This is a genomic window from Enterococcus sp. DIV1279b, assembly GCF_050531515.1.
Lineage (GTDB): Bacteria > Bacillota > Bacilli > Lactobacillales > Enterococcaceae > Enterococcus_D > Enterococcus_D casseliflavus.
On sequence record NZ_CP172891.1, the window covers coordinates 689,730 to 711,351 of the forward strand.

Genomic DNA, 21,622 nt, shown 5'->3' on the forward strand with positions numbered 1-21,622 from the left:
ACGGAGCGCTGATCATGGAAATTATTCGCGTTAAAGATGCTGCTCAAGGCGGAAAGAAAGCTTTTGAATTGATTCAAGAAGGTATGGCAAATGGCGCCAAGGTCCTAGGCTTAGCAACAGGAAGCACGCCAGAAACCCTTTATGCAGAAATGACTGCCAGTGAAGTTGATTTTTCAGAAATGACTTCAGTCAACTTAGATGAATACGTAGGACTAGGCGGCGAAGACGAACAAAGCTATCGCTACTTCATGAATGCTCATTTATTCAATAAAAAACCATTCAAAGAAACCTTCGTACCAAACGGCAAAGCGGAAGACTTAGAAGCAGAATGCCAACGCTACGATAGCGTGATTGCGGATCACCCAGTTGATATCCAAATCTTGGGTATCGGTCAAAACGGACATATCGGCTTCAACGAACCTGGTGCATCTTTTGAAGGAACGACCTCAGTCGTTGATTTAACTGAATCGACCATCAATGCCAACAAACGCTACTTTGATAAAGTCGAAGACGTCCCAACGACGGCAATTTCAATGGGGATCGGTTCGATTATGCAAAGCAAAAAAATCATTTTGATGGCATTTGGCGAAGTCAAAGCGGATGCGATCCAAAAAATGATTGAAGGACCCGTAACCAACGAATTACCGGCTTCTGTTTTACAAAAGCATGATGACGTGATCGTGATCATCGATGAGGCTGCTGCCAGCAACCTGTAAAACAAAATCAGCCCTTTTCAGAAATAAGTCAGAAGGAAAAATGAGCATCCACGCAGCTTCCCCTTGCGCTTGTGCAGTAGCGCCAGCGCAGCTGCGAGCAATGGTTTGTAGCTTACTTGCTTATTTTCTGAGGGGGCTTTTTTTATTTGACTGATTCGGCGCTGTTTTTTTCTTTTTTTCATCAGAGATGCTATAGTTAAAAGAGAGAATACGAAGAAAAGAGGGATGCAAATGGTTGATATGCATTTATCCATTCCTGAAGTAGCGCTGAGATTGCTGCTGGCAATGATCATGGGAGGAGCGATTGGGTACGAGCGGCAATACAAAAGCCGACCAGCTGGTCTTAGAACCCATATCTTGGTTTGCATGGGGGCTTGTGTCATTGCCTTGATCCAAGTGGAGATCGCCACAGGTGCCATGCGAGATGCGCTGGATCATCCAGATTTAGCAGGCGTGATTCGTTCAGACGAAGCACGATTGATCGCACAAGTCGTTAGCGGGGTCGGTTTTCTAGGCGCCGGAACGATCATTGTGACGAAGCGCTCGGTGACGGGGTTGACGACGGCTGCTTCCTTATGGGCGATCGCAGGTTTAGGAATTGCCATCGGGATGGGCTTTTACACCATCGCATTAAGCAGTTTTATCGGGATCTTCTTTGCATTGACGATCGTTAAGCGGATCGTCCGTGTACCAACAGCAAAAAAATTAGAGATCCAGTACATCCATCGCACCGAGACCAAAGAGTTTTTGACGGAGTACTTCCAAGAGAAAAATATCGTGATCGAAGATGTCAATTTTGATGTCAAATTCATGGAAGACTATCGCATTTATACCAACATTTATACGATTGATCTCCCCCGAGGACTAGGCTTTTCTGAAGTGATCGAAGAATTGTCTGTCTACAAAAATGTCACGAAGATCCGCTTAGTGGATATTGCTTAATCGGTATTGAGTCAAAAAGCAGCAAGACACCTCACATTAGTGAGGTGCTTTGCTGCTTTTTTTATGATGCGGTAGACATTTTTAAGTAAAAGAAACACACCGTCAAAATAACGATCACTATTGAACTCAGCAAATTGACCCCTTCATTCGTTACAAAGGTAAGACCGCCGACTTGCTTGGTTGCAACGTCGTGGTGGACTTTTTTTTCGGTGTATTGGTGACAGACAGGGCATTGATAGCGCACCTGAATCGTTGCGCCCAGTAAGCTGTCCAAGAGACTACCGCCAAAGCCTAAAGCAGTCAAGGTCAACCAGAGATCAAAGGAGAACGGCTTGCCGTTCAACCATAAGGCTGCTGCGAATAAACCAGTGATGGCGAGACTCCCTGCTAGGGAAGCGGCAGTTCCCAACCAACTGACACCGCCGGAAAGTCCCGGTGGTAATTTTTTTCCCGTTAGTAAGTGACGCGGTGAACTTGGACTCAGCACGCCGATTTCTGAGCCCCAAGTGTCAGCCGTACAGCTAGCGATTCCCGCCACAAATCCCCAAAGGAATAGCGGTTCTTTCGTCCAAAAGGCAAGCAGTAGAGCAAAGATGCTTGGTGCGATGTTTGCAAAGACTTGTTTTGCATCACGGCGAGCACCTTTGGCAAGCACAGCTGACTCTGGCTGATTGCGCATTTTCTTTAAAAGACCAATGATGCCAGAGCTGGCAAAGAAAAAGCCAATCAAAAAGATGCTGTACCACGGACCAAAGCCAATGACCAGTGTGCCGCAAAGAATCGCAGCCAGTGCGCCAGAAACAGTTAGCCACTGAAAGACGAATGCTGCCGCTGCAACGAATGTACTGGCAAACAATCCCAGCATGAATTGATAAAAGAAAACCATTTGAACACTCCTTTGCGTATAGTGTAGCATAGGTCTCATTTATTTTACCGCAGTTAACAAAAAAATAGTCAGCCTGATAGCTTTTTACTCGTCAAATGAGAGCGTTTCATTTAAGCTAAAGGAGAGAGGTGATCCAATGAAAATCATTATCATAGGCGGGTCCTTTGGTGGTGTCAGCTGCGCCCGTGAAGCACGCCGATTATACCCTGACGCAGAGATTTTATTGATAGAAAAAAAAACCCATCTTGGGTTTGTTCCAAGCGGTTTGTTATTGCTGATCGAAGGCAGGATCGCATCGCTGGAAGAAGCATTCTTTTGTACGAAGGAGCAGCTGGAGGCAGAAACGATCGACGTTGCCTTAGAAGAAACGCTTCTGGAGATTTTTCCTTCGGATCATCGGATTCGAACGGATCAGCGAGAACTAAGTTATGATCGACTCGTCTTGGCAGCAGGCTCCAGTCAAGATTCCACTGTTTTGCCACAACCAGAAGAAGCACTACTGACCTACAAGGAATATGAGGCAGCCAAGCATTTCTTGCAGCAATTGCCCCAAGCAGAGTCGATTACCATCGTAGGTGCTGGTCAAGCGGGGATGGAAGCGGCGAATACCTTGACTGCGATCGGAAAAAAAGTCAGTGTGATCGAATCAATGTCATATCCTTTATTCAAGTACTTTGATCACGATTTTTTGCAGCCCTTTTTAACGGAGATCGAAAAAATCCCCAACTTGCAGCTGCATTGGTCCAAGCCAACTTTGGCAGTCGTTAAAACGGAAACAGGCTTTCGGATCGAAACCGCCGATCAAGGCTATGAAAGCGATCTGGTATTGACGACAGTCAACGTTCATCCTCGCTTGCCAGAGGCATTTGCGGTCTTTGAATTACACAGTGATCAAACCATCTGGACAGATGCCTACTTGGAAACCTCTGCCACGGATATTTTTGCGGTCGGCGATTTGATCCAAATTCCGAATGCTATTACGAAAGACACGGTCTATATGCCCTTAGTCAACAATGCTGTTCGCTCAGGAATCGCAGCAGCTCGCAATCTGGCAAGCAAAACCACCCCGTTTCGTGGCGGATTGCGGACAGTCGGTACGCAACTGTTTGAATGGTACTTAGCAAGCACCGGCCTGACCGAGTCGGATCGGTTTTTCTTCGAATCTCCGATCGTCTGTCATGCGTTTACTGCCGCCAGTTCCTTGTTTGATCCAACACAGGTTCATGGAAAAGTGATGATCGAACAAGCCAGCGGCCGAATCGTTGGTGCGCAGCTTTTATCAAAAGCCAATATTTTGGAAAAAATCAATTTACTAGCATTTGCGATCGAGCAGCAGGCAACGATGGAGGAGTTGACCCAAAAAGACTTTTTCTTCCATCCACGATTCACTAATGTAATCGACGAAACTTTTCTGTGGTCGGGAAGTGATGCCGATGAGACTTGATCAGTTATTAGAAAAAAAAGAAGCAAAGCAATTGCAGCTGCTCAAAAAGCTTTTACTGGTGGGCGGAAAAATGGAGCTGCACGAGCTGGCGAGCTATCTTGGCATCAGTAAGCCTTCCTTGGAAAAATATGTGGAGGAGTTGCAAGATGAGCTGGCTCACTACCAAGAGCAGTGTCAGTTGTATTATCGAAAAGGTGTCCTGGTCTTTGAAATGAGTCCCACTTTTTCCCTCAATCAAATCGAATGGGCGTTTTATCGGTCAGCATTGAAATTTCAAATCCTCGAGCATCTTTTGCAGCATCAAGAGGTGACCACTGTCCAGCTGGCACAAAAATTAGCGGTCAGCGAGTCATCCTTGTTTCGCAAAATCAAAGAGCTAAATGGCTTGCTAGCAGAATTCGAGTTAGAGATCTGGCAAGGAAAGCTGATTGGGGAAGAAACGCAAATTCGTTATTTCTATTTTGAACTCTTTTGGTATGTCCATTCTTTCGACAGTCAGCCGCTGCCGATCGATGAAAAATACGTCGGTCTGATCACACGAGGTCTGAACATGACCTTCACGAAAGAAGCCCAACAGCGCTTGTCCCTATGGCTGAGGATCATGAAGGCGCGACTGAAAATTGCTACTCAATCCTTTCAAGTCTTACGGGAGAAAATGGTACCCTACACGAAAGATCCTTTGTTTCAGCAATTACGGGAGTTGGTATTTCGTGGGTTTGGCCATTATGCATTAGAAGTCAGAGAAGAGGAGGCGATGCTGCACTTTGTCTTTTTACTGTCGTTCTCGGTGTTATCCGAACACGATCTGCAAGTGTATATGCTGCAGCGTTCTCGGTTTACACCAACTGCCTTGACGGATACCTTGATTTTGGAACATATTTTGCATCTCTACCGCCCATCGTTTGTTCCCCGTGAAATCGAAGCCACTTGTTATGGTCACCTGCTGCAGATCCACAGCCGCGTGTATTTTTTCAAAGGGGCTGTGGAGGTTTTTGATCGAGAAAATATTTGGCAGTTAGAAGCGCAGCTATCCAGTCGTAACATCCAGCAAATCAGTCACGAACTATTGGATAAGGCTTTAGCAGAGCTTGATATCAAGCCATCTGATAAAAATAGTTTGTTGATGATGACGATGGTCAAATACTTGAGTGTCATCACGATCATCGATTATCAAATCAATCGGGAGTTTCGCGTCGGGATCGCTTTGAAAATGGATGAACTGTTTAAAGAAGCCCTCTACTATATGTGGCTGCTGTATCTCAAAAATTTGAATGGCGTAGTCGTAGAACGCTATCGCCCAGAACAAGAATATGACTTGATCTTGGCAAATTATGCTATTGAGACGAAAACACCGACTTATCGAATCAGTGAACTAGGTACCGCTTATGATCGGGAAACGATCAAAAAAATGATCCGCGAACGCTTTCAATAGTGGATTTCGTCAATTTCTTAGAAATTTGAAAAAAAATTGACGAACCACATTGCGAAAGTTCAGCTAAAATAAAAGCAAGTCAGAAAGCGCTAACAAGAAAAGCGTATAAAAAACTAAAGGGAGCGAACCAAATGGCAGAAAAAAATTATGTAATGGCGATCGACCAAGGAACCACTAGTTCAAGAGCAATTATTTTTGATCGTAATGGGAAAAAAATCGGCAGTTCACAAAAAGAGTTTCCGCAATACTTTCCAAAATCGGGTTGGGTAGAACACAACGCCAACGAAATTTGGAACTCTGTCCAATCAGTCATCGCAGGGGCATTTATTGAATCAGGTATCCGACCAGAAGCAATCGCCGGCATCGGGATCACCAACCAGCGTGAAACGACAGTGGTTTGGGACAAAACGACAGGCCAGCCGATCGCAAATGCAATCGTTTGGCAATCCCGCCAATCTTCACCGATCGCTGACCAATTAAAAGCAGATGGCCATACAGAGATGATCCATGAAAAAACTGGGTTAGTCATTGATGCGTATTTCTCAGCGACCAAGGTGCGCTGGCTTTTAGACAATATCGAAGGGGCACAAGAAAAGGCGGATAATGGCGAGCTACTTTTCGGAACGATCGATTCATGGCTTGTGTGGAAACTGACAGATGGACAAGTCCATGTCACCGACTACTCCAATGCTAGTCGGACGATGCTTTACAATATCCATAAATTAGAATGGGATCAAGAAATCTTGGATCTTTTGAACATTCCAAGCTCGATGCTACCAGAAGTCAAAAGCAACTCAGAAGTCTATGGTCACACCCGCAGCTACCATTTTTACGGCAGTGAAGTACCAATCGCTGGAATGGCTGGGGACCAACAAGCCGCCCTCTTTGGACAAATGGCCTTTGAAAAAGGCATGATCAAAAATACTTACGGCACTGGGGCATTTATCGTCATGAATACGGGTGAAGAACCACAATTGTCTGACAATGACCTACTGACGACCATCGGGTATGGCATCAACGGCAAAGTCTATTATGCCTTAGAAGGAAGTATCTTCGTTGCTGGATCAGCGATCCAATGGCTGCGGGACGGTCTACGAATGATCGAGTCTTCTCCGCAATCAGAAGAAATAGCTGCCAAAGCAAAAGGCGATAATGAAGTGTATGTGGTGCCTGCCTTTACTGGATTGGGTGCACCTTATTGGGATTCAGATGCAAGAGGAGCCGTCTTTGGCTTGACTCGTGGGACGACGAAGGAAGATTTTGTTCGGGCAACATTGCAAGCTGTTGCGTATCAATCAAAAGATGTCATCGACACGATGAAAAAAGATTCTGGCATCGATATCCCATTGCTGAAGGTCGATGGCGGTGCAGCCAAAAACGATCTATTGATGCAGTTCCAAGCGGACATTTTAGACATTGACGTGCAACGAGCAGCGAATCTGGAAACAACCGCATTAGGTGCAGCTTACTTGGCAGGGCTAGCGGTTGGCTTCTGGAAAGACTTGGATGAATTGAAATCAATGGCAGAAGAAGGGCAAATGTTTACACCAGAAATGCCAGCAGAAGAAAGAGACAATTTGTACGAAGGCTGGAAACAAGCGGTGGCAGCTACTCAGACCTTCAAATTCAAAGCGAAGAAAGAAGGCGAGTAAGCCATGACCTTTTCACATAAAGATCGGAAGCAAACCATTCAAGAAGCGGCAAAGACCACCTATGATGTATTGATCATCGGTGGTGGGATCACTGGCGCGGGGGTTGCTGTTCAAACCGCAGCCGCTGGGATGAAGACGGTTCTTTTGGAAATGCAGGATTTTGCCGAAGGAACGTCTTCGCGGTCCACCAAACTCGTTCATGGTGGTATTCGCTATTTGAAAACCTTTGACGTGGAAGTGGTCGCTGACACCGTGCGGGAGCGGGCGATCGTGCAGCAAATTGCTCCGCATATCCCGAAACCAGATCCAATGCTTTTGCCAATCTATGATGAACCAGGGGCAACCTTCTCCTTGTTTTCTGTCAAAGTGGCGATGGATCTTTATGATCGCTTAGCGAATGTGACAGGCAGTAAATACGAAAATTATCTGCTGACGAAAGAAGAGGTCTTAGAACGCGAACCTCAGCTGCAGGCGGAAAACTTAGTCGGTGGCGGTGTCTATCTTGATTTTCGCAACAACGATGCCCGCTTGGTGATCGAAAACATCAAACGAGCACAAGCCGATGGGGCAGCAATGATCAGTAAAGGCAAAGTCGTCGGCATCTTACATGATGAGCAAGGCATCATCAATGGGGTAGAAGTGGAGGATCAACTGACAAACGAGCGCTTTGAGGTTCACGCCAAAGTCGTGATCAACACGACAGGCCCTTGGTCAGACATCGTTCGTCAATTAGACAAGAATGATGAGTTGCCGCCACAAATGCGTCCGACGAAAGGTGTCCATTTAGTGGTCGATCGTGAAAAACTAAAAGTGCCGCAACCAACCTATTTTGATACTGGGAAAAATGATGGTCGGATGGTTTTCGTGGTACCAAGAGAAAATAAGACCTATTTTGGCACAACCGATACGGATTATACAGGCGATTTCGCCCATCCAACGGTCACGCAAGAAGATGTTGATTATCTACTGACCATCGTGAATGAACGCTTCCCTCACGCTCAGATCACCCTGGATGATATCGAAGCGAGCTGGGCAGGATTGCGTCCGTTGATTGTGAATAATGGCGGGTCTGATTACAATGGCGGCGGTAAAGGCAAACTATCGGATGAAAGCTTTGAGCAGATCGTTGAAAGCGTCAAAGAGTATCTTGAAGATGAGCGGCAGCGACCAGTCGTAGAAAAAGCCGTAAAACAAGCACAAGAACGAGTAGAAGCCAGCAAAGTGGATCCATCGCAAGTTTCTCGCGGCAGCAGTTTGGAACGCTCAAAAGACGGACTATTGACGTTGGCAGGGGGAAAAATCACCGATTATCGCTTGATGGCGGAAGGAGCAGTCAAACGGATCAATGAATTGCTCCAAGAAAGCGGTGCATCCTTCGAGTTGGTGGATTCAACCACGTACCCAGTTTCTGGTGGTGAGCTTGATGCAGCCAATGTAGAGGAAGACTTAGCGAAGCTGGCTGACCAAGCGCAAGCCGCTGGATTCGATGAAGCCGCTGCGACGTATTTGGCTCATCTTTATGGGTCGAATCTTCCCCAAGTGTTGAACTACAAGACGAAGTTTGAGGGCTTAGATGAAAAAGAAAGTACGGCCTTGAACTATTCCTTGCATGAAGAAATGGTTCTGACGCCTGTCGATTATCTATTGCGTCGGACCAACCATATCCTATTTATGCGAGACACCTTAGATGAAGTCAAAGCCGGTGTCGTTGCAGCTATGATCGACTTCTTTGGCTGGAGCGAGGAAGAAAAAGCAGCCCATGTAGCAGAATTGAACCAAGTGATCGCAGAATCAGATTTAACAGCCTTAAAAGGAGGAAAAAAAGATGAATGAAACAACCCAGATCTTTAGTGAATTTCTAGGAACGGCTATTTTGGTTTTGTTAGGGGATGGTGTGTGTGCGGCTGTCAATCTGAAAAAGAGTAAAGCAGAAGCCTCTGGCTGGATCGTGATCGCAATGGGCTGGGCGACAGCGGTAACGATTGCCGTTTACGTTTCAGGGTACATGGGACCTGCTCACTTGAATCCAGCCGTTACATTAGGCATGGCGATGACGGGGAATTTTTCTTGGAGCTTGGCTGTACCGTTTATGCTGGCACAAATTGCTGGTGCGATCGTAGGGGCGATCCTCGTTTGGCTTAACTACTTGCCATTATGGGATGAAACAAAAGACCAAGGCGCGATTTTAGGTACCTTTGCAACAGGGCCTGCAGTTCGTAATTTAGTATCGAATACCATCACTGAAGTGATTGGTACCTTTGTCTTAGTCTTTGGCTTATTGGCTTTTGGTGCCAATACCTTTACGGATGGATTAAATCCCATCATCGTTGGGATCTTGATCTTAGCGATCGGGCTGTCGCTTGGTGGACCAACAGGCTATGCCATCAATCCGGCACGGGACTTAGGACCACGGATTGCTCACCAAATCTTGCCAATCAAAAACAAAGGGACTTCCGATTGGGGCTATGCGTTAGTACCAATCATCGGTCCAATGATCGGGGCAGCGATCGCTGCTGGTTTGTTTATGATGTTGCCATTATAAACGATGTTATTTTAAGGATGATGCCTATTGGTATCATCCTTTTTTAATCTTTAGCAATTGTCATTGAATTTGCTAAAAAAACATGGTTAAATGAAAAAGCTGAAACAGAAAGAAGGAAGGAGCTTTTGCGTGAAAAAAATTCTGCGCTTTTTCATGTGGGTGGCGATGGTCCTGATCGGACTCTTAGCTGCCGTTTTTCTGGCTTTTCAACTCTCCCCACGACCGGGGGCTTTTTTGATCGGTCATCTGTTTAACCAAGAAGTGACCATCAAGGATGAGGCAGCTTATCAAAAAAGTTTGCCGAATGTGACGGTCAAACAGGACTTGACGTATCAATCGGATTATCAACGCAGTACCTTTGATCTATATTATCCCAAAGAGGCACAAGGCCCTGTTCCAGTCATTTTTTGGGTCCATGGGGGCGGCTATGTCGGCGGAGACAAAGAAGGGGTCAAAGAGTTTGCGACCTATGTCGCCGATGAAACCAAAGCCGCTGTGATTTCGATCAATTATGAATGGGCACCAAGTCTGCATTATCCTGGACAGGTCAAACAAGTAGCCCAAGCGGTAGACTCGATCAAAGCAGATGCCCAAGCATACCCCATGCTGGATTTCGATCAACTCTTCTTCGGCGGGGATTCTGCAGGGGCCCAAATCGCTGGGCAATATGTGGCGCTGCAAACCAATCCAGCGTATGCGAAGGAAATGTCCTTTGATCAAGACATTCCTGCATCGGCCCTGAAAGGGTTTATTTCCTATTGCGGACCGCTTGATTTGAAGCAGATCGCCGGGACTTCTTCAGATGATCGCTTTATGAAATTCTTTGTCAAAACGGTTGCTTGGTCGTTATTAGGCAAAAAAGAATGGCAAGATAGTCCCCAACTGCAGGAGATCTCGCTGGTGGATAAATTGACGGCTGATTTTCCACCAACGTATATCACGGATGGCAATGCCTATTCCTTTGAAGACCAAGGCATTGCCTTTGCCAACCGGCTGCAAGCTCTTGATATTCCCGTGACGAGTCGCTTTTACAAAGGGGATTCGGAAACGGTGACCCACGAATACCAATTTGATTATAGCTTGCCCCAAGCACAGGCCTGTTTGACAGAAACGTTGACCTTTATCAAAGACCAGCTGGCTCACTAAAAAACACCTTGTTTCTCACCCTCAATTGGCGAGAAACAAGGTGTTTATTTGTCAGCAGATCAATCAAGTCCGATGAAGTAGTCATCGTCTTTCATCGCTTCTACGGAACCAAGCAGATACCCGTTCCCAACTTGTGAGAAGAAGTCGTGGTTGCTGGTACCAGTTGAAATACCGTTCATGACGATTGGATTGACATCGTTGGCGGTATCTGGGAAAAGCGGGTCTTGACCTAGATTCATCAAAGCCTTATTGGCATTGTAACGCAAGAAGGTTTTGACTTCTTCGGTCCAGCCGATCTCATCGTATAATTCTTCGGTATAACGCTCTTCATTTTCATACAACTCATACAACAAGTCGTACATCCAGTCTTTTAGCTTTTGCTGTTCGTCTTCTGGTAATTCGTTGAAACCTAATTGGAATTTGTAGCCGATATACGTGCCGTGAACGGATTCGTCACGAATGATCAATTTGATGATCTCCGCTACGTTCGCTAGTTTGTTATTGCCTAAGTAGTAAAGGGGTGTATAGAAACCTGAATAGAATAAGAAGGTCTCTAGAAATACACTGGCGATTTTTTTCTCTAGCGGTGTGCCATTTTTGTAGATCTCATTGATTCGTTCGGCTTTCTTTTGCAAATATGGATTGGTGTTGGTCCATTCAAAAATATCAGCGATCTCCGCTTTTGTATTCAGGGTGCTGAAAATCGATGAATAGCTTTTTGCATGGACAGATTCCATAAATTGGATGTTGTTCAAGACCGCTTCTTCATGTGGGGTGCGGACATCTTTACGCAGTTGATCCATACCGCTTTCTGATTGAACGGTATCTAATAAAGTCAAGCCGCCAAAGACGTAGCCCACCGTTGTTTTTTCTAATGGTGATAGCGTCCGCCAGTCATCAAGGTCATTTGATAAAGGGATCCGCGTGTCTAACCAGAATTGTTCTGTTAATTTTTCCCAAGTGGATTTATCGATGATATCTTCGATCTCATTCCAGTTGATTGCTTCATAGTAAGTCTTACCCATAGTCGGTTCCTCCAATAATCGTATCAAGACAACAGCCGACCCGCTGTCAAGAAAGAGCAGGGGCAGGCGGTTGGTTCGTTTTCAGGCAAAAGTTGGATTAGATGACGCAGCTTTCACATTGGTTGCTGCCGATCTCTTCTGCATCATCTGTAAAGGTCCGTACATAGTAGATCGATTTGATGCCTTTGTGGAAAGCGTAGTGACGCAAAATGTTCAAATCACGGGTGGTTTGTTTTGTCGTTTCTTTCCATTCGTAAAGACCTTCTGGAATATCTGAACGCATAAACAAGGTCATACTCATACCTTGATCGACGTGTTTTTGAGCAGTTGCGTAAACATCGATCACTTTGCGCATATCCATATCGTAGGCTGATTTGTAGTAGCCGATCGTCTCATTGCTCAAGTAAGGTGCTGGATAGTAGATCTTGCCGATTTTCTTTTCTTGGCGTTCTTCGATCATCCGAGTGATTGGGTGGATGCTGGCACTCGTATCATTGATATAAGAGATCGAACCATTTGGTGCAACGGCTAGGCGGTTTTGGTGATACAAGCCGGTTTCTTTGACGGTTTGTGCCAAGGCTGCCCAATCTTCACCAGTTGGTAAAAAGACGCCTTCGAACAATGCTTTGACTTTTTCCGATTTTGGTTGGTAGTCACCTTGGATATAATCGGTGAAGTAGCTGCCGTCTGCATACGCTGATTTTTCAAAGTTATGGAAAACTTCGCCTTTTTCTTTGGCGATGGCATTGCTTTCAACCAATGTCCAATAGTTCAACAACATGAAATAAAGATCAGTAAATTCAAGGGATTCTGGTGAACCATATTCCATTTGATTTTTTGCAAAATAGGTATGCAAGCCCATTGCGCCTAAACCGATCGTGTGGTTCAAGGCATTCCCATTTTGGATCGATGGTACTACGTCAATGTCAGACGCATCAGTAACAAAGGTCAAGGCACGAGTCATTGCTCGAACAGATTTCCCAAAGTCAGGGCTGTCCATCAATTTCACGATATTGGTGGAACCTAAGTTACAGCTGATATCTGTTCCTAAAACTTCGTATTCTTGTTTGCCGTTGATCTCAGATGGTGCTTGGACTTGAAGGATCTCGGAACAAAGATTACTCATGATGATCTTGCCATCGATTGGGTTGCTGCGGTTTGCTGTATCGATATTGATGATATAAGGATAACCAGATTCTTGCTGCAATTTAGAAATTTCGTTTTCTAGATCACGGGCTCTGATTTTGGTTTTGCGAATCCGTGGGTTCATGACTAAGTTGTCGTATTCCTTGGTGATATCGACATAAGAGAAGGGCACGCCATATTCTTTTTCGACACTGTAGGGACTAAAGAGATACATCTCTTCATTTTTACGCGTCAATTCGTAGAATTTGTCAGGTACGATCACGCCTAATGATAAGGTTTTGACACGGATTTTTTCATCCGCATTTTCTTTTTTCGCTGATAAAAAGCTGATGATGTCTGGGTGGAAGACGTTCAAGTAGACCACGCCAGCCCCTTGCCGTTGACCCAATTGGTTTGAGTAGCTGAAGCTATCTTCAAACAATTTCATTACAGGCATCACACCACTTGCTGCCCCTTCGTAGCCTTTGATAGGCGCGCCGGCTTCCCGCAAGTTTGATAACGTGATCCCGACACCGCCACCGATTCGTGAAAGTTGCAGCGCGGAGTTGATCCCACGACCGATCGCGTTCATGTCATCAGTGATTTGGATCAAGAAACAAGAAACCAACTCACCGCGACGTTTGCGTCCTGCATTCAAGAAAGAAGGGGTTGCTGGTTGGTAACGTTGGTAGATCATTTCATCCGCCAAGCTCATTGCTAACTCTTCATTGCCATCCGCAAAGTAAAGGGCGTTGAAAGCGACCCGATCTTCGTAACGTTCTAGATACGCGGTACCATCATTCGTTTTTAATGCGTATTGTGAATAAAATTTGTAAGCAGCCATAAATGATTTGAAAGTAAAGTGTTGCTCATCTAAGAATTGATACAATTGCTCAATAAAGGCAGGGCGATACTTTTTGATAAATTCTTCTTCTAAATAATCATTTTCAATCAAATAATTGATTTTGTCCATTGCAGTCGCAAAGGTTAAGGTATTTGGTTCAACGTTTTCTTTAAAGAATGCCGCTAAGGCTTCTTTGTCTTTATTTAATGGAATTTGACCATCTACTGGACGGTTGATCTCATTATTCAATTTGAAATAACTGACATCTTTGATTTCTTTCAAGCTCATAAATGGCTAACCTCTTTTCTTGTTTTGTTCGTATAAAAAAGGACTTGCGGTCTGGACGACTGACAAATCCCTCAAAAGCATCACATTGAGAAAAATCTTAGCTCGCTAATTGACGTAGTTGATCTGGACGGAAACCAATGATCGTTTGCGCATCAGAGGTAATGACTGGCACACTTTGGAATCCTTGTTCTTTCAAAAATTCTAATGCTTCAGGCTCATTATCAATATTGATTTCTTCAAATGCAATCTGATTTTCACTTAAAAAGCGTTTCGCCATTTTACATTGCATGCAGTTGTTTTTAGAAAATAGTTTGATATTCATAATTGTTTCCTCCGAGTTGTAATAGTTATAAACCTAGTATAAATAAGTCTCGGAGAAAGTCAACGAAAAAACACTATATCTTGTGCTTGTGAATTCGGCATACACAATTTATAGTGTTTCTGTGTTTTTTATGCAAGGGAAAAAAGCGGAAAATACTTAGAATTACAAGGTTTTTGCGTAATTAATACAGGGGATATGCAATCAAAATGAGTAAAAAAAATCCGTATTGTGAAGGAAGATTCAAAGTGAGGGCCGAAACAGATTGACTTCTTATGGAAATGGCTCTATTATAATGATAATCATTCTCAATTAAAGTAGGTTAATTATAACAACACTTCACAAAAGGAGTAAGAAGCAATGAAAATGGCGCAAACTCGGGCTTCTGGAACATACAAAATCGACTCGTTGGCAACCACCAAAGAAATCACGGCTCATTTAAATGATCTTGGTATTCGCACGGGCGTTGAAATCGTTGTGGTACAAAAAGATCGCAAAGGCGGCATCATTTTACACCAAGGGACGCGGATCGCTTTAGATGAACGGGTCATGGAACAAATCGATGTCACAGAAACCCAGCAGCAAACCATCATTACCTCTTTGGATCAGCTGCAAGTCGGTGAAAGCGGGAAGGTCAATCAGATCGCCGCCAAAGGTGCGGTGCGCCGTCGATTGATGGATATGGGACTTACGAAAAACGTCCATTTGGAAGTGGTGAAGCTGGCTCCTTTGGGTGATCCGATGGAGATTCGGCTCCGCGGCTATGAATTGTCTTTGAGAAAGCAAGAAGCAGCGTTGGTTTTTGTCGAAAAAGGAGTCGAAGCGTAATGACCTATCACTTTGCATTAGCAGGAAATCCCAATAGCGGGAAAACGAGTACCTTTAATCAATTGACCGGTGCCAAACAAACAGTGGGGAATTGGCCAGGCGTTACCGTGGAACGAAAAGCGGGGCGACTGCGAAAAGACCGACAAGTATTGATCCAAGATCTACCAGGGATCTATTCCTTGTCGCCGTACACACCAGAAGAACTGATTTCTCGCAATTATTTGATGGAAGCATCATTGGACGCGGTGATCAATATTATCGATGGAACCAACCTGGAGCGCAACCTGTATCTAACATTGCAATTATTAGAAATGAATGTCCCGACTGTGGCAGCCATCAACATGATCGACCTATTAAAGAAAAAAGGCTTGCAGATCAATTTCGAAAAGCTGGCTTACGGTCTAGGGGTTCCCGTAGTAGGGATCAGTGCTTTGAAGCAACGCGGCTTAACCAAAATGATCGAGGCAGCGAAGCATGTAGCCAATACACAACCGCTTCCTCCCCGCTACGATGCTCGTCTAGAAGCTGGCTTGACCGAGATCATGGCGATTTTGCCAGAGACGATCCCTCAGCAGCAAAAACGTTGGTTTGCCATAAAACTCTTTGAAAAAGATGAAGCGATTCAGACGATGTGTAAACTGACTGATTCCCAGCAGGCAGTCCTTCAGGAGACGATTTCGATTTTAGAGCTGATCTTTAAAGACAGCAGTGACGCCATTCTCGTCAATGAGCGCTATGGCTTCATTGAAGAATTGTTGGCGCTGGCAGTCATCAAGGAAACAGATCAGCACTTAGCCTTCAGCGACAAAATCGACCGTGTGTTGACCCATCGCGTATTGGCACTACCGATTTTTGCCTTCATTATGTGGGGAATCTACTATTTATCGATTCAGACGATTGGTACGATTGGTACTGATTGGGTCAATGATGTATTATTTGGCAGCTGGATTCCCGAAACAGCAGCGCACTGGCTAGAACAGCTGCAAGTCGCCCAGTGGCTGCAAGAACTGATTTTAGACGGCATCGTGGCAGGGGTCGGTGCGGTCTTAGGCTTTTTGCCGCAGATCTTCGTGCTCTTTTTTTGTTTGGCTATCTTGGAGGACTGCGGATACATGGCACGGGTGGCATTTGTCATGGACCGCCTGTTTCGCAAGTTTGGTCTATCTGGCAAGTCGTTTATCCCCATGTTGATCGCTACCGGTTGCGGGGTGCCCGGCGTGATGGCAAGCCGAACGATTGAAAATGAAAAGGATCGTCGGTTGACGGTGATGGTCACGACCTTCATGCCATGTTCTGCCAAATTGCCGATCATCGCATTGATTTCAGGAGCCTTTTTCCCTCAGTATAGTTGGGTCGCCCCATCGGCCTATTTTGTCGGCATGGGTGCTGTGATTTTTTCAGGGATCGTCTTGAAAAAAACGCCTTTATTTGCAGGTGATCTGGCACCATTTATTATGGAACTGCCAGCGTATCACTTGCCGCAGCTCACAACGATTTTGAAAAGTGCCTGTGATCGAGCCATTGCTTTTGTGAAAAAAGCCGGTACGATAATTTTTGTGGCTTGTATCTTTGTCTGGTTTACCTCCAGCTACAGCTTTGCCTTGCAGCGGGTCACAGAAGACCAAAGCATTTTGGCCTTTTTCGGACGACTTTTGGCGCCGCTTTTTGCTCCCCTAGGCTGGGGAACCTGGCGAGGCGCCGTGGCGACGATCACTGGCCTGGTCGCCAAAGAAAATGTGATCGGCACCTTTGGGATCCTCTACGGACAAACTGGGGAGTTGTCAGAAAGCGGGACGGAGATTTGGCAAGTGTTGCGCGGCGATTACACTGCTGTGGCGGCATACTCTTTTCTCGTCTTTAATTTACTATGTGCCCCTTGTTTTGCTGCTATCGGTGCGATCCACCGTGAAATGGGGGACAGCAAGTGGACGTGGTTAGCCATTGGCTATCAATGCGGCTTGGCATACTGCGCCAGCTTGTTGGTCTACCAATTCGGGCACGTCGTCTTTGAAGGCGGACACCTCACGCTGGGTGTTTTCGCGGCAATCCTCATTGCTGGGCTATTGGTATTTGCTCTGTTGAAGAAACCATTCCGCGGGAGTGCACCCTTGATCCAAGTCGTAGGAGGCGAAAAATGATTGCTACAATAATTCTAAGCGGCCTGATTTTTGGCTATGGCACCCGTGTGGTGTACCGCATGGTGAAAAAGGATCATTGTTCTGATTGTCATATCAGTTGTCCTGTGAAGCATGAGGAAGCAAAGTAGAAAATAGCAGTTGTAAGTAAAAATTTGTGTGAAAATACCTACAGGTAGAAATACAATTGAAACGGTAGATCTTAGCCATGAATAGATTGTTTGCTTTAAGAAGTTCTTAGTTTATTTAAGAGCTTCTTTTTTTATTGTGGGTGCAAGCAAAAGATCTGTCCATTTTTGGTTCACTTTTTCCTTGAGAGAATAAGTTTTGTGAACTGCTCAAGAAGGATATCGAGAAAAACTGGAGGCTAATAAAAAAAATAGCCAGTATATCTGGTCTTTTTGAAAAGAGCAGTTCACTTAATCTGGAAGCGCGTACAAATATGTGGTCTCAAATCGTCTATTCAGGCCAGAACTTTTCACTTATAGTGTGTGTATAGGAATGATCTCGAGAAATTCTTTACTAAAACCTAAAGAAATTTTTTTTAGAAAGGAAATCGTCGTTTGCAAACTACATTATTAACAAAAGAAAACATTTTACTTCAGCAAGACAGTACCAGTTGGCAAGAAGCAATCAAAAAAGCTGCCCAGCCGTTATTGAAGAATGGCAGCGTTACAAAACAGTATGTCGAAGCGATGGTTCAATCTGTCTTAGATGCCGGGCCGTATATCGTGCTTATGCCTGGGTTTGCTTTGGCCCATGCCCGATCAGAAGATGGGGTTTGTCGTTTAGGACTAAGTGCGATGACATTAAATACCCCCATCTCATTTGGTTCGCCCAATGATCCAGTGAAAGTCATTTTCTGTTTGGCAGCGATAGACCCGACCAGTCATTTGGAACTGATGGGTGAGTTAGCAGAAGTTTTAGCAAGGGACAATATCATTGATCGTTTAGCAAATGTGCAGACACCAGAAGCATTTATAAAACTATTAGAAGAAACGAGGAGTTAAGATGGGATTCTTTCAAAAAAAGAAAAATGATGCATCGATCCAAGCAGATGCAAAACCTAAGACAAGTAATGGCAAGAAATATTTGATAGCGGTTGCATGCCGTGCGGGGATGGGGAGTTCAACGCTGCTTCACATAAAAGTAAAATCAGTGATTGAAGAAAACGGCTATCCCATTGAAACGATTCATGGAAACCTAGACGTCCTCATTGGTTTTACGGGCGATGCCTTTATGAGTATGGCAGATATCGCAGCGGAACCTGATTTTCAAAACAAACCTTATGAAGTCATAGGCATTCAAAATATTATGAGTAAAGAAGAGATCCAAGGAAAACTAGAAACATTTCTTGAAACGATGCAAACAAAATAAATTGATGGAGCGAGGAATAAATTGAATGGCAATTTTAGTAATGAACCAATTCAGAAATACTGCTGTGTTGCTAATGATTTTGGCTTTGATTGGGTTACTTGCACAAAGAAAGCCTGCGAAGGAGACCCTGAGCGGTGTCCTCAAAGTGGGCATTGGGTTTATGATTTTTAATATTGGTGGTGGTCATGTAGGAACGATTGCTGCAAATTTTGCCACGTTGTTTCAGACCGCATTTGGTGTTCAAGGGACGGTTCTGGCAGTAGAGCCTGCTACAGCGTTAGCCATGGATGTATATGGTTTTGAAATATCAATGATTATGGGCTCAGGGTTCATATTCGGATTAGTTATTGCGAAATTGACGCCTTTAAAATCAATTTTCTTAACCGGTCAGCATTATCTTTTCTTTGCTGCTGTCATTGGGTTGATTTTTATTTCGAATGGTATGCCCACTTGGGTAACAGTTATCTTTGGTTCTTTGGTGCTAGGTTTTGCAGGAGCAGGGCTGCCCAAATTGGCTCAGAAATATACAGATGAGCTGACAGGTAATGCAGGGGTTGCACTAGGTCACTTTAACTTGATTTTTTACTGGTTCTCAGGTGTCATCGGCAGTGTCATTGGAGGGAAAAATTGGCAAGCAAAGAAAGAGAAAGCAGCCAATCGCGAGCTCCCTGATTTCTTCTCCGTATTCCGAGATTTTGTCTTCTCTGTTGCATTTTTCATGATTATTCTTTTCTACATTGCAACGATCGCAGCAGTTTTAAGTGGTCATATGGATGTCGTTCAAGAAATGGCTGGCAACGACTTATGGTTCTTGTATCCGTTGATTCAAGGGTTGCAATTTGCTGCGGGGATGTCTGTACTGATTTATGGTGTGCGTCAATTTATTGCTGAATTAACGGCTGCCTTCGTGGCGATCTCAGAAAAATATATCCCAGGATCAATGCCGGCAGTAGATGTTCCTGTGTTTTTCCAATATGCGCCAACCATGGTTCCTGTCGGTTTTATTACCTCGTTTATAGGTGGGTTAACAGCGACGTTTGCCATGGCTGCTATGGGTTCTCCCGTTGTGCTTTTGCCAGCAGCTGGGATTGCTTTTTTCTCGGGTGGAACCATGGGTGTCTTTGGTTCAATAAGAGGCGGGTTGAAAGGGGCGATCATCGCATCCTTCTTAGGCGGTATTTTGCTGACTGCATTGCCTTTGGTGCTTTTCCCAGCTTTTTCTGAATTAGGCATCACAGACGCTGGATTTCCTCAAATCGACTACAATATTATCGGAATTTTACTAGACAAAATCTTAAAACTATTTAGTTAAACAGTATGATTAGCAAGGAGAAGGATGGATACAATTTCTCCTTGCTATAAGGAAGGAAAATCTGTATTGAATGAAAAAAACGTTTTGTTTGCATATAGTACGAATTTAAAAGCCCAAAGCGATGCTCAATTTTATCGGCTTGAAGAAGAAGAAGTCTATCAACAGATGGTGAAGGCCAAAGAACTTATTCTCCATGCAGAAAAAAATCATAAGCGCGTTCATGTAACAGGCGTGGGAAAATGTTCCTATGTAGCAGGCTATGCAGCTTCACTTTTCTCCTCTGTCGGTACGCCAGCCTATTTTTTAGACACAACCGAAACTGTGCACGGATCGGCAGGACAAGTCGTGGCTGGCGATGTAGTGATTGCGATAAGTAATAGTGGGAACACCAAAGAATTAGAATATGCACTTGCTGCCTTAAAAGCCAATGGCGCCGTAATTTTAGCGGTAACAGGAAATGAAGATTCTTCCCTAGCTTCCTGTGCTGAAGTCACATTGTCTTCTTATGTTTCCCAAGAAGGGGACTCATTGAATAAACCGCCACGTTCCTCTGTGATCGCCCAAATGATCCAGCTGCAGGTTCTGTCGGTGTTGCTGCAAGAAGCAAAAGAAATCAATTTAGAAGATTACCTTAAATGGCATCCAGGGGGAAGCTTAGGAGCAACGACAAAAAAGGAGCTTACACAATGAAAATCAGAGGAATTATACCAGCAATGGTCACACCATTAAATGAGAACGGTATCAATGAAGAGGGCACTAGAAAGCTTGTAAGACATTTGATTGCTGGTGGTGTCCACGGGTTGTTTATTTTAGGAACCAATGGCGAATTTCATACCTTAAGCAAAGAAGAGAAAATCCAGTTTGCAAAAATCGTTGTCGATGAAGTATCGGGCAGAGTACCAGTATTTGCAGGTGCCGGAGATATTGCAACGAATAAAGTGATTGAGTTAGTAAATGAGTTTGCAAAAATCGGCGTTGATGCTGCTTCCATTATTACACCATATCTTTTGAAATATACCGATGAAGAGCTGATTCATCATTATCGTGTGATTGCTGAGCAAACGACACTGCCAATCATTTTGTACAATATTCCGCCAAATACTAGAAATTTCATCAATCGTCATGTTTTCTCGGAATTACTCAAAATTGATTCGATCATTGGGATAAAAGATTCGAGCGGTGATCTAGAAAACTTTAAGGGCTATCTTGAATTAAATCATCGAGAGGATTTCTCTTTGCTGATGGGAAGCGACTCTAAGATTTTAGAAGCATTACAGTTAGGAGCAGATGGTTCTGTGGCTTCAACCGCAAATGTTGTGACGAAAACAGATGTGTCGATCTATGAACGATTTGTAGCTGGAAACATAGAACAAGCACGGCAAGCACAAGCAAGTATTGATGATTTTAGAGAAGCCTGCAAATGCTCAACGATTCCGTCTGGGCTGAAATACTGTTTGCGGGCAATCGGACAGGATGTTGGGTTACCGAAACTGCCTGTTCTAGATCTTACGAAAGAAGAAAAGCAGCAGGTGGATCAAGTGCTTCAAAAATATGTACAAGCGGAAGGATTTACATTGAAAGTAGAACAGTAGGCTGCAGAAATGGGGGA

The 21,622-nt window shown here is 44.4% G+C and carries 20 protein-coding genes; 16 read left to right on the top strand and 4 right to left on the bottom strand.

Translation table 11 applies throughout. From position 1 onward, the window contains the following. Positions 1-14: 14 nt before the first annotated feature. Together nagB and IGI71_RS03275 are read left to right on the top strand one after the other, a co-directional pair. On the top strand, positions 15-716 hold the full coding sequence (gene nagB, locus IGI71_RS03270) for a glucosamine-6-phosphate deaminase (protein ID WP_005225171.1): 702 nt from the start codon (positions 15-17) through the stop codon (positions 714-716). A 231-nt stretch (positions 717-947) separates the two neighbouring features. Continuing rightward, positions 948-1,658, top strand: coding sequence for an MgtC/SapB family protein (locus IGI71_RS03275; protein ID WP_034858162.1), 711 nt, complete (start codon positions 948-950; stop codon positions 1,656-1,658). A gap of 61 nt (positions 1,659-1,719) precedes the next feature. Here IGI71_RS03275 and IGI71_RS03280 read toward each other — a convergent pair whose 3' ends face one another. Further along, the gene (locus tag IGI71_RS03280) at positions 1,720-2,544 is read right to left on the bottom strand and encodes a DUF92 domain-containing protein (protein WP_231472856.1); all 825 of its coding nucleotides are present in this window, start codon (positions 2,542-2,544) and stop codon (positions 1,720-1,722) included. 136 nt (positions 2,545-2,680) lie between these two features. Here IGI71_RS03280 and IGI71_RS03285 point away from each other — a divergent pair, with 136 nt between their 5' ends. The 6 genes from IGI71_RS03285 to IGI71_RS03310 all read left to right on the top strand — a co-directional run bounded on the left by IGI71_RS03285 (position 2,681) and on the right by IGI71_RS03310 (position 10,760). After that, positions 2,681-3,988, top strand: coding sequence for an NAD(P)/FAD-dependent oxidoreductase (locus tag IGI71_RS03285; RefSeq protein ID WP_231472857.1), 1,308 nt, complete (start codon positions 2,681-2,683; stop codon positions 3,986-3,988). Beyond that, entirely contained in the window at positions 3,978-5,420 is a 1,443-nt protein-coding gene (locus IGI71_RS03290; RefSeq protein ID WP_231472864.1) for a helix-turn-helix domain-containing protein, read from the top strand. The genes IGI71_RS03285 and IGI71_RS03290 overlap by 11 nt, the downstream gene beginning before the upstream one ends. A gap of 131 nt (positions 5,421-5,551) precedes the next feature. Continuing rightward, the gene (gene glpK, locus IGI71_RS03295) at positions 5,552-7,072 is read left to right on the top strand and encodes a glycerol kinase GlpK (RefSeq protein ID WP_005225176.1); all 1,521 of its coding nucleotides are present in this window, start codon (positions 5,552-5,554) and stop codon (positions 7,070-7,072) included. 3 nt (positions 7,073-7,075) lie between these two features. Continuing rightward, positions 7,076-8,905 carry a type 1 glycerol-3-phosphate oxidase gene (glpO, locus tag IGI71_RS03300; protein WP_231472865.1) on the top strand — a complete coding sequence of 610 codons (1,830 nt, stop codon included), beginning with the start codon at positions 7,076-7,078 and terminating at the stop codon, positions 8,903-8,905. Then, entirely contained in the window at positions 8,898-9,614 is a 717-nt protein-coding gene (locus IGI71_RS03305; RefSeq protein ID WP_428210930.1) for an MIP/aquaporin family protein, read from the top strand. The genes glpO and IGI71_RS03305 overlap by 8 nt, the downstream gene beginning before the upstream one ends. A 90-nt stretch (positions 9,615-9,704) precedes the next feature. Next, positions 9,705-10,760 (top strand): alpha/beta hydrolase, encoded by a 1,056-nt coding sequence (locus tag IGI71_RS03310; RefSeq protein WP_194185653.1) that lies wholly within the window; start codon positions 9,705-9,707, stop codon positions 10,758-10,760. Between the two features lie 59 nt (positions 10,761-10,819). Here the strand turns inward: IGI71_RS03310 and nrdF are convergent, their stop codons facing one another. The 3 genes from nrdF to nrdH form a co-directional block, all read right to left on the bottom strand. Then, complete coding sequence (gene nrdF, locus IGI71_RS03315; RefSeq protein WP_005225180.1) at positions 10,820-11,785, bottom strand: class 1b ribonucleoside-diphosphate reductase subunit beta; 966 nt, start codon at positions 11,783-11,785, stop codon at positions 10,820-10,822. A gap of 97 nt (positions 11,786-11,882) precedes the next feature. Then, positions 11,883-14,042, bottom strand: coding sequence for a class 1b ribonucleoside-diphosphate reductase subunit alpha (nrdE, locus tag IGI71_RS03320; RefSeq protein ID WP_081116783.1), 2,160 nt, complete (start codon positions 14,040-14,042; stop codon positions 11,883-11,885). A gap of 97 nt (positions 14,043-14,139) precedes the next feature. Next, a complete protein-coding gene (nrdH, locus tag IGI71_RS03325; RefSeq protein WP_005225182.1) occupies positions 14,140-14,364 on the bottom strand; it encodes a glutaredoxin-like protein NrdH in 225 nt (74 codons plus the stop codon). Positions 14,365-14,721: 357 nt separating this feature from the next. Here nrdH and IGI71_RS03330 point away from each other — a divergent pair, with 357 nt between their 5' ends. The 8 genes from IGI71_RS03330 (at position 14,722) to dapA (ending at position 21,605) form a co-directional block, all read left to right on the top strand. Continuing rightward, positions 14,722-15,189: a FeoA family protein gene (locus IGI71_RS03330; RefSeq protein WP_060793026.1), complete on the top strand. Its 468-nt coding sequence runs from the start codon at positions 14,722-14,724 to the stop codon at positions 15,187-15,189. Beyond that, positions 15,189-17,327, top strand: a complete 2,139-nt coding sequence (gene feoB, locus IGI71_RS03335) for a ferrous iron transport protein B (RefSeq protein WP_142967585.1) — start codon at positions 15,189-15,191, stop codon at positions 17,325-17,327. The genes IGI71_RS03330 and feoB overlap by 1 nt, the downstream gene beginning before the upstream one ends. Next, positions 17,324-17,455 (top strand): FeoB-associated Cys-rich membrane protein, encoded by a 132-nt coding sequence (locus IGI71_RS03340; RefSeq protein ID WP_115224854.1) that lies wholly within the window; start codon positions 17,324-17,326, stop codon positions 17,453-17,455. Before feoB ends, IGI71_RS03340 begins: the two co-directional genes overlap by 4 nt. A 432-nt stretch (positions 17,456-17,887) precedes the next feature. After that, positions 17,888-18,334, top strand: a complete 447-nt coding sequence (locus IGI71_RS03345; protein ID WP_016610455.1) for a PTS sugar transporter subunit IIA — start codon at positions 17,888-17,890, stop codon at positions 18,332-18,334. A 1-nt stretch (position 18,335) separates the two neighbouring features. Next, positions 18,336-18,701, top strand: a complete 366-nt coding sequence (locus IGI71_RS03350) for a PTS sugar transporter subunit IIB (protein ID WP_016610456.1) — start codon at positions 18,336-18,338, stop codon at positions 18,699-18,701. A gap of 25 nt (positions 18,702-18,726) precedes the next feature. Then, complete coding sequence (locus IGI71_RS03355; RefSeq protein WP_081116782.1) at positions 18,727-20,013, top strand: PTS ascorbate transporter subunit IIC; 1,287 nt, start codon at positions 18,727-18,729, stop codon at positions 20,011-20,013. A 24-nt stretch (positions 20,014-20,037) separates the two neighbouring features. Then, the gene (locus IGI71_RS03360) at positions 20,038-20,703 is read left to right on the top strand and encodes an SIS domain-containing protein (protein WP_060793029.1); all 666 of its coding nucleotides are present in this window, start codon (positions 20,038-20,040) and stop codon (positions 20,701-20,703) included. Beyond that, positions 20,700-21,605, top strand: coding sequence for a 4-hydroxy-tetrahydrodipicolinate synthase (dapA, locus tag IGI71_RS03365; RefSeq protein WP_430616175.1), 906 nt, complete (start codon positions 20,700-20,702; stop codon positions 21,603-21,605). Before IGI71_RS03360 ends, dapA begins: the two co-directional genes overlap by 4 nt. The last annotated feature ends 17 nt before the right edge of the window (positions 21,606-21,622 follow it).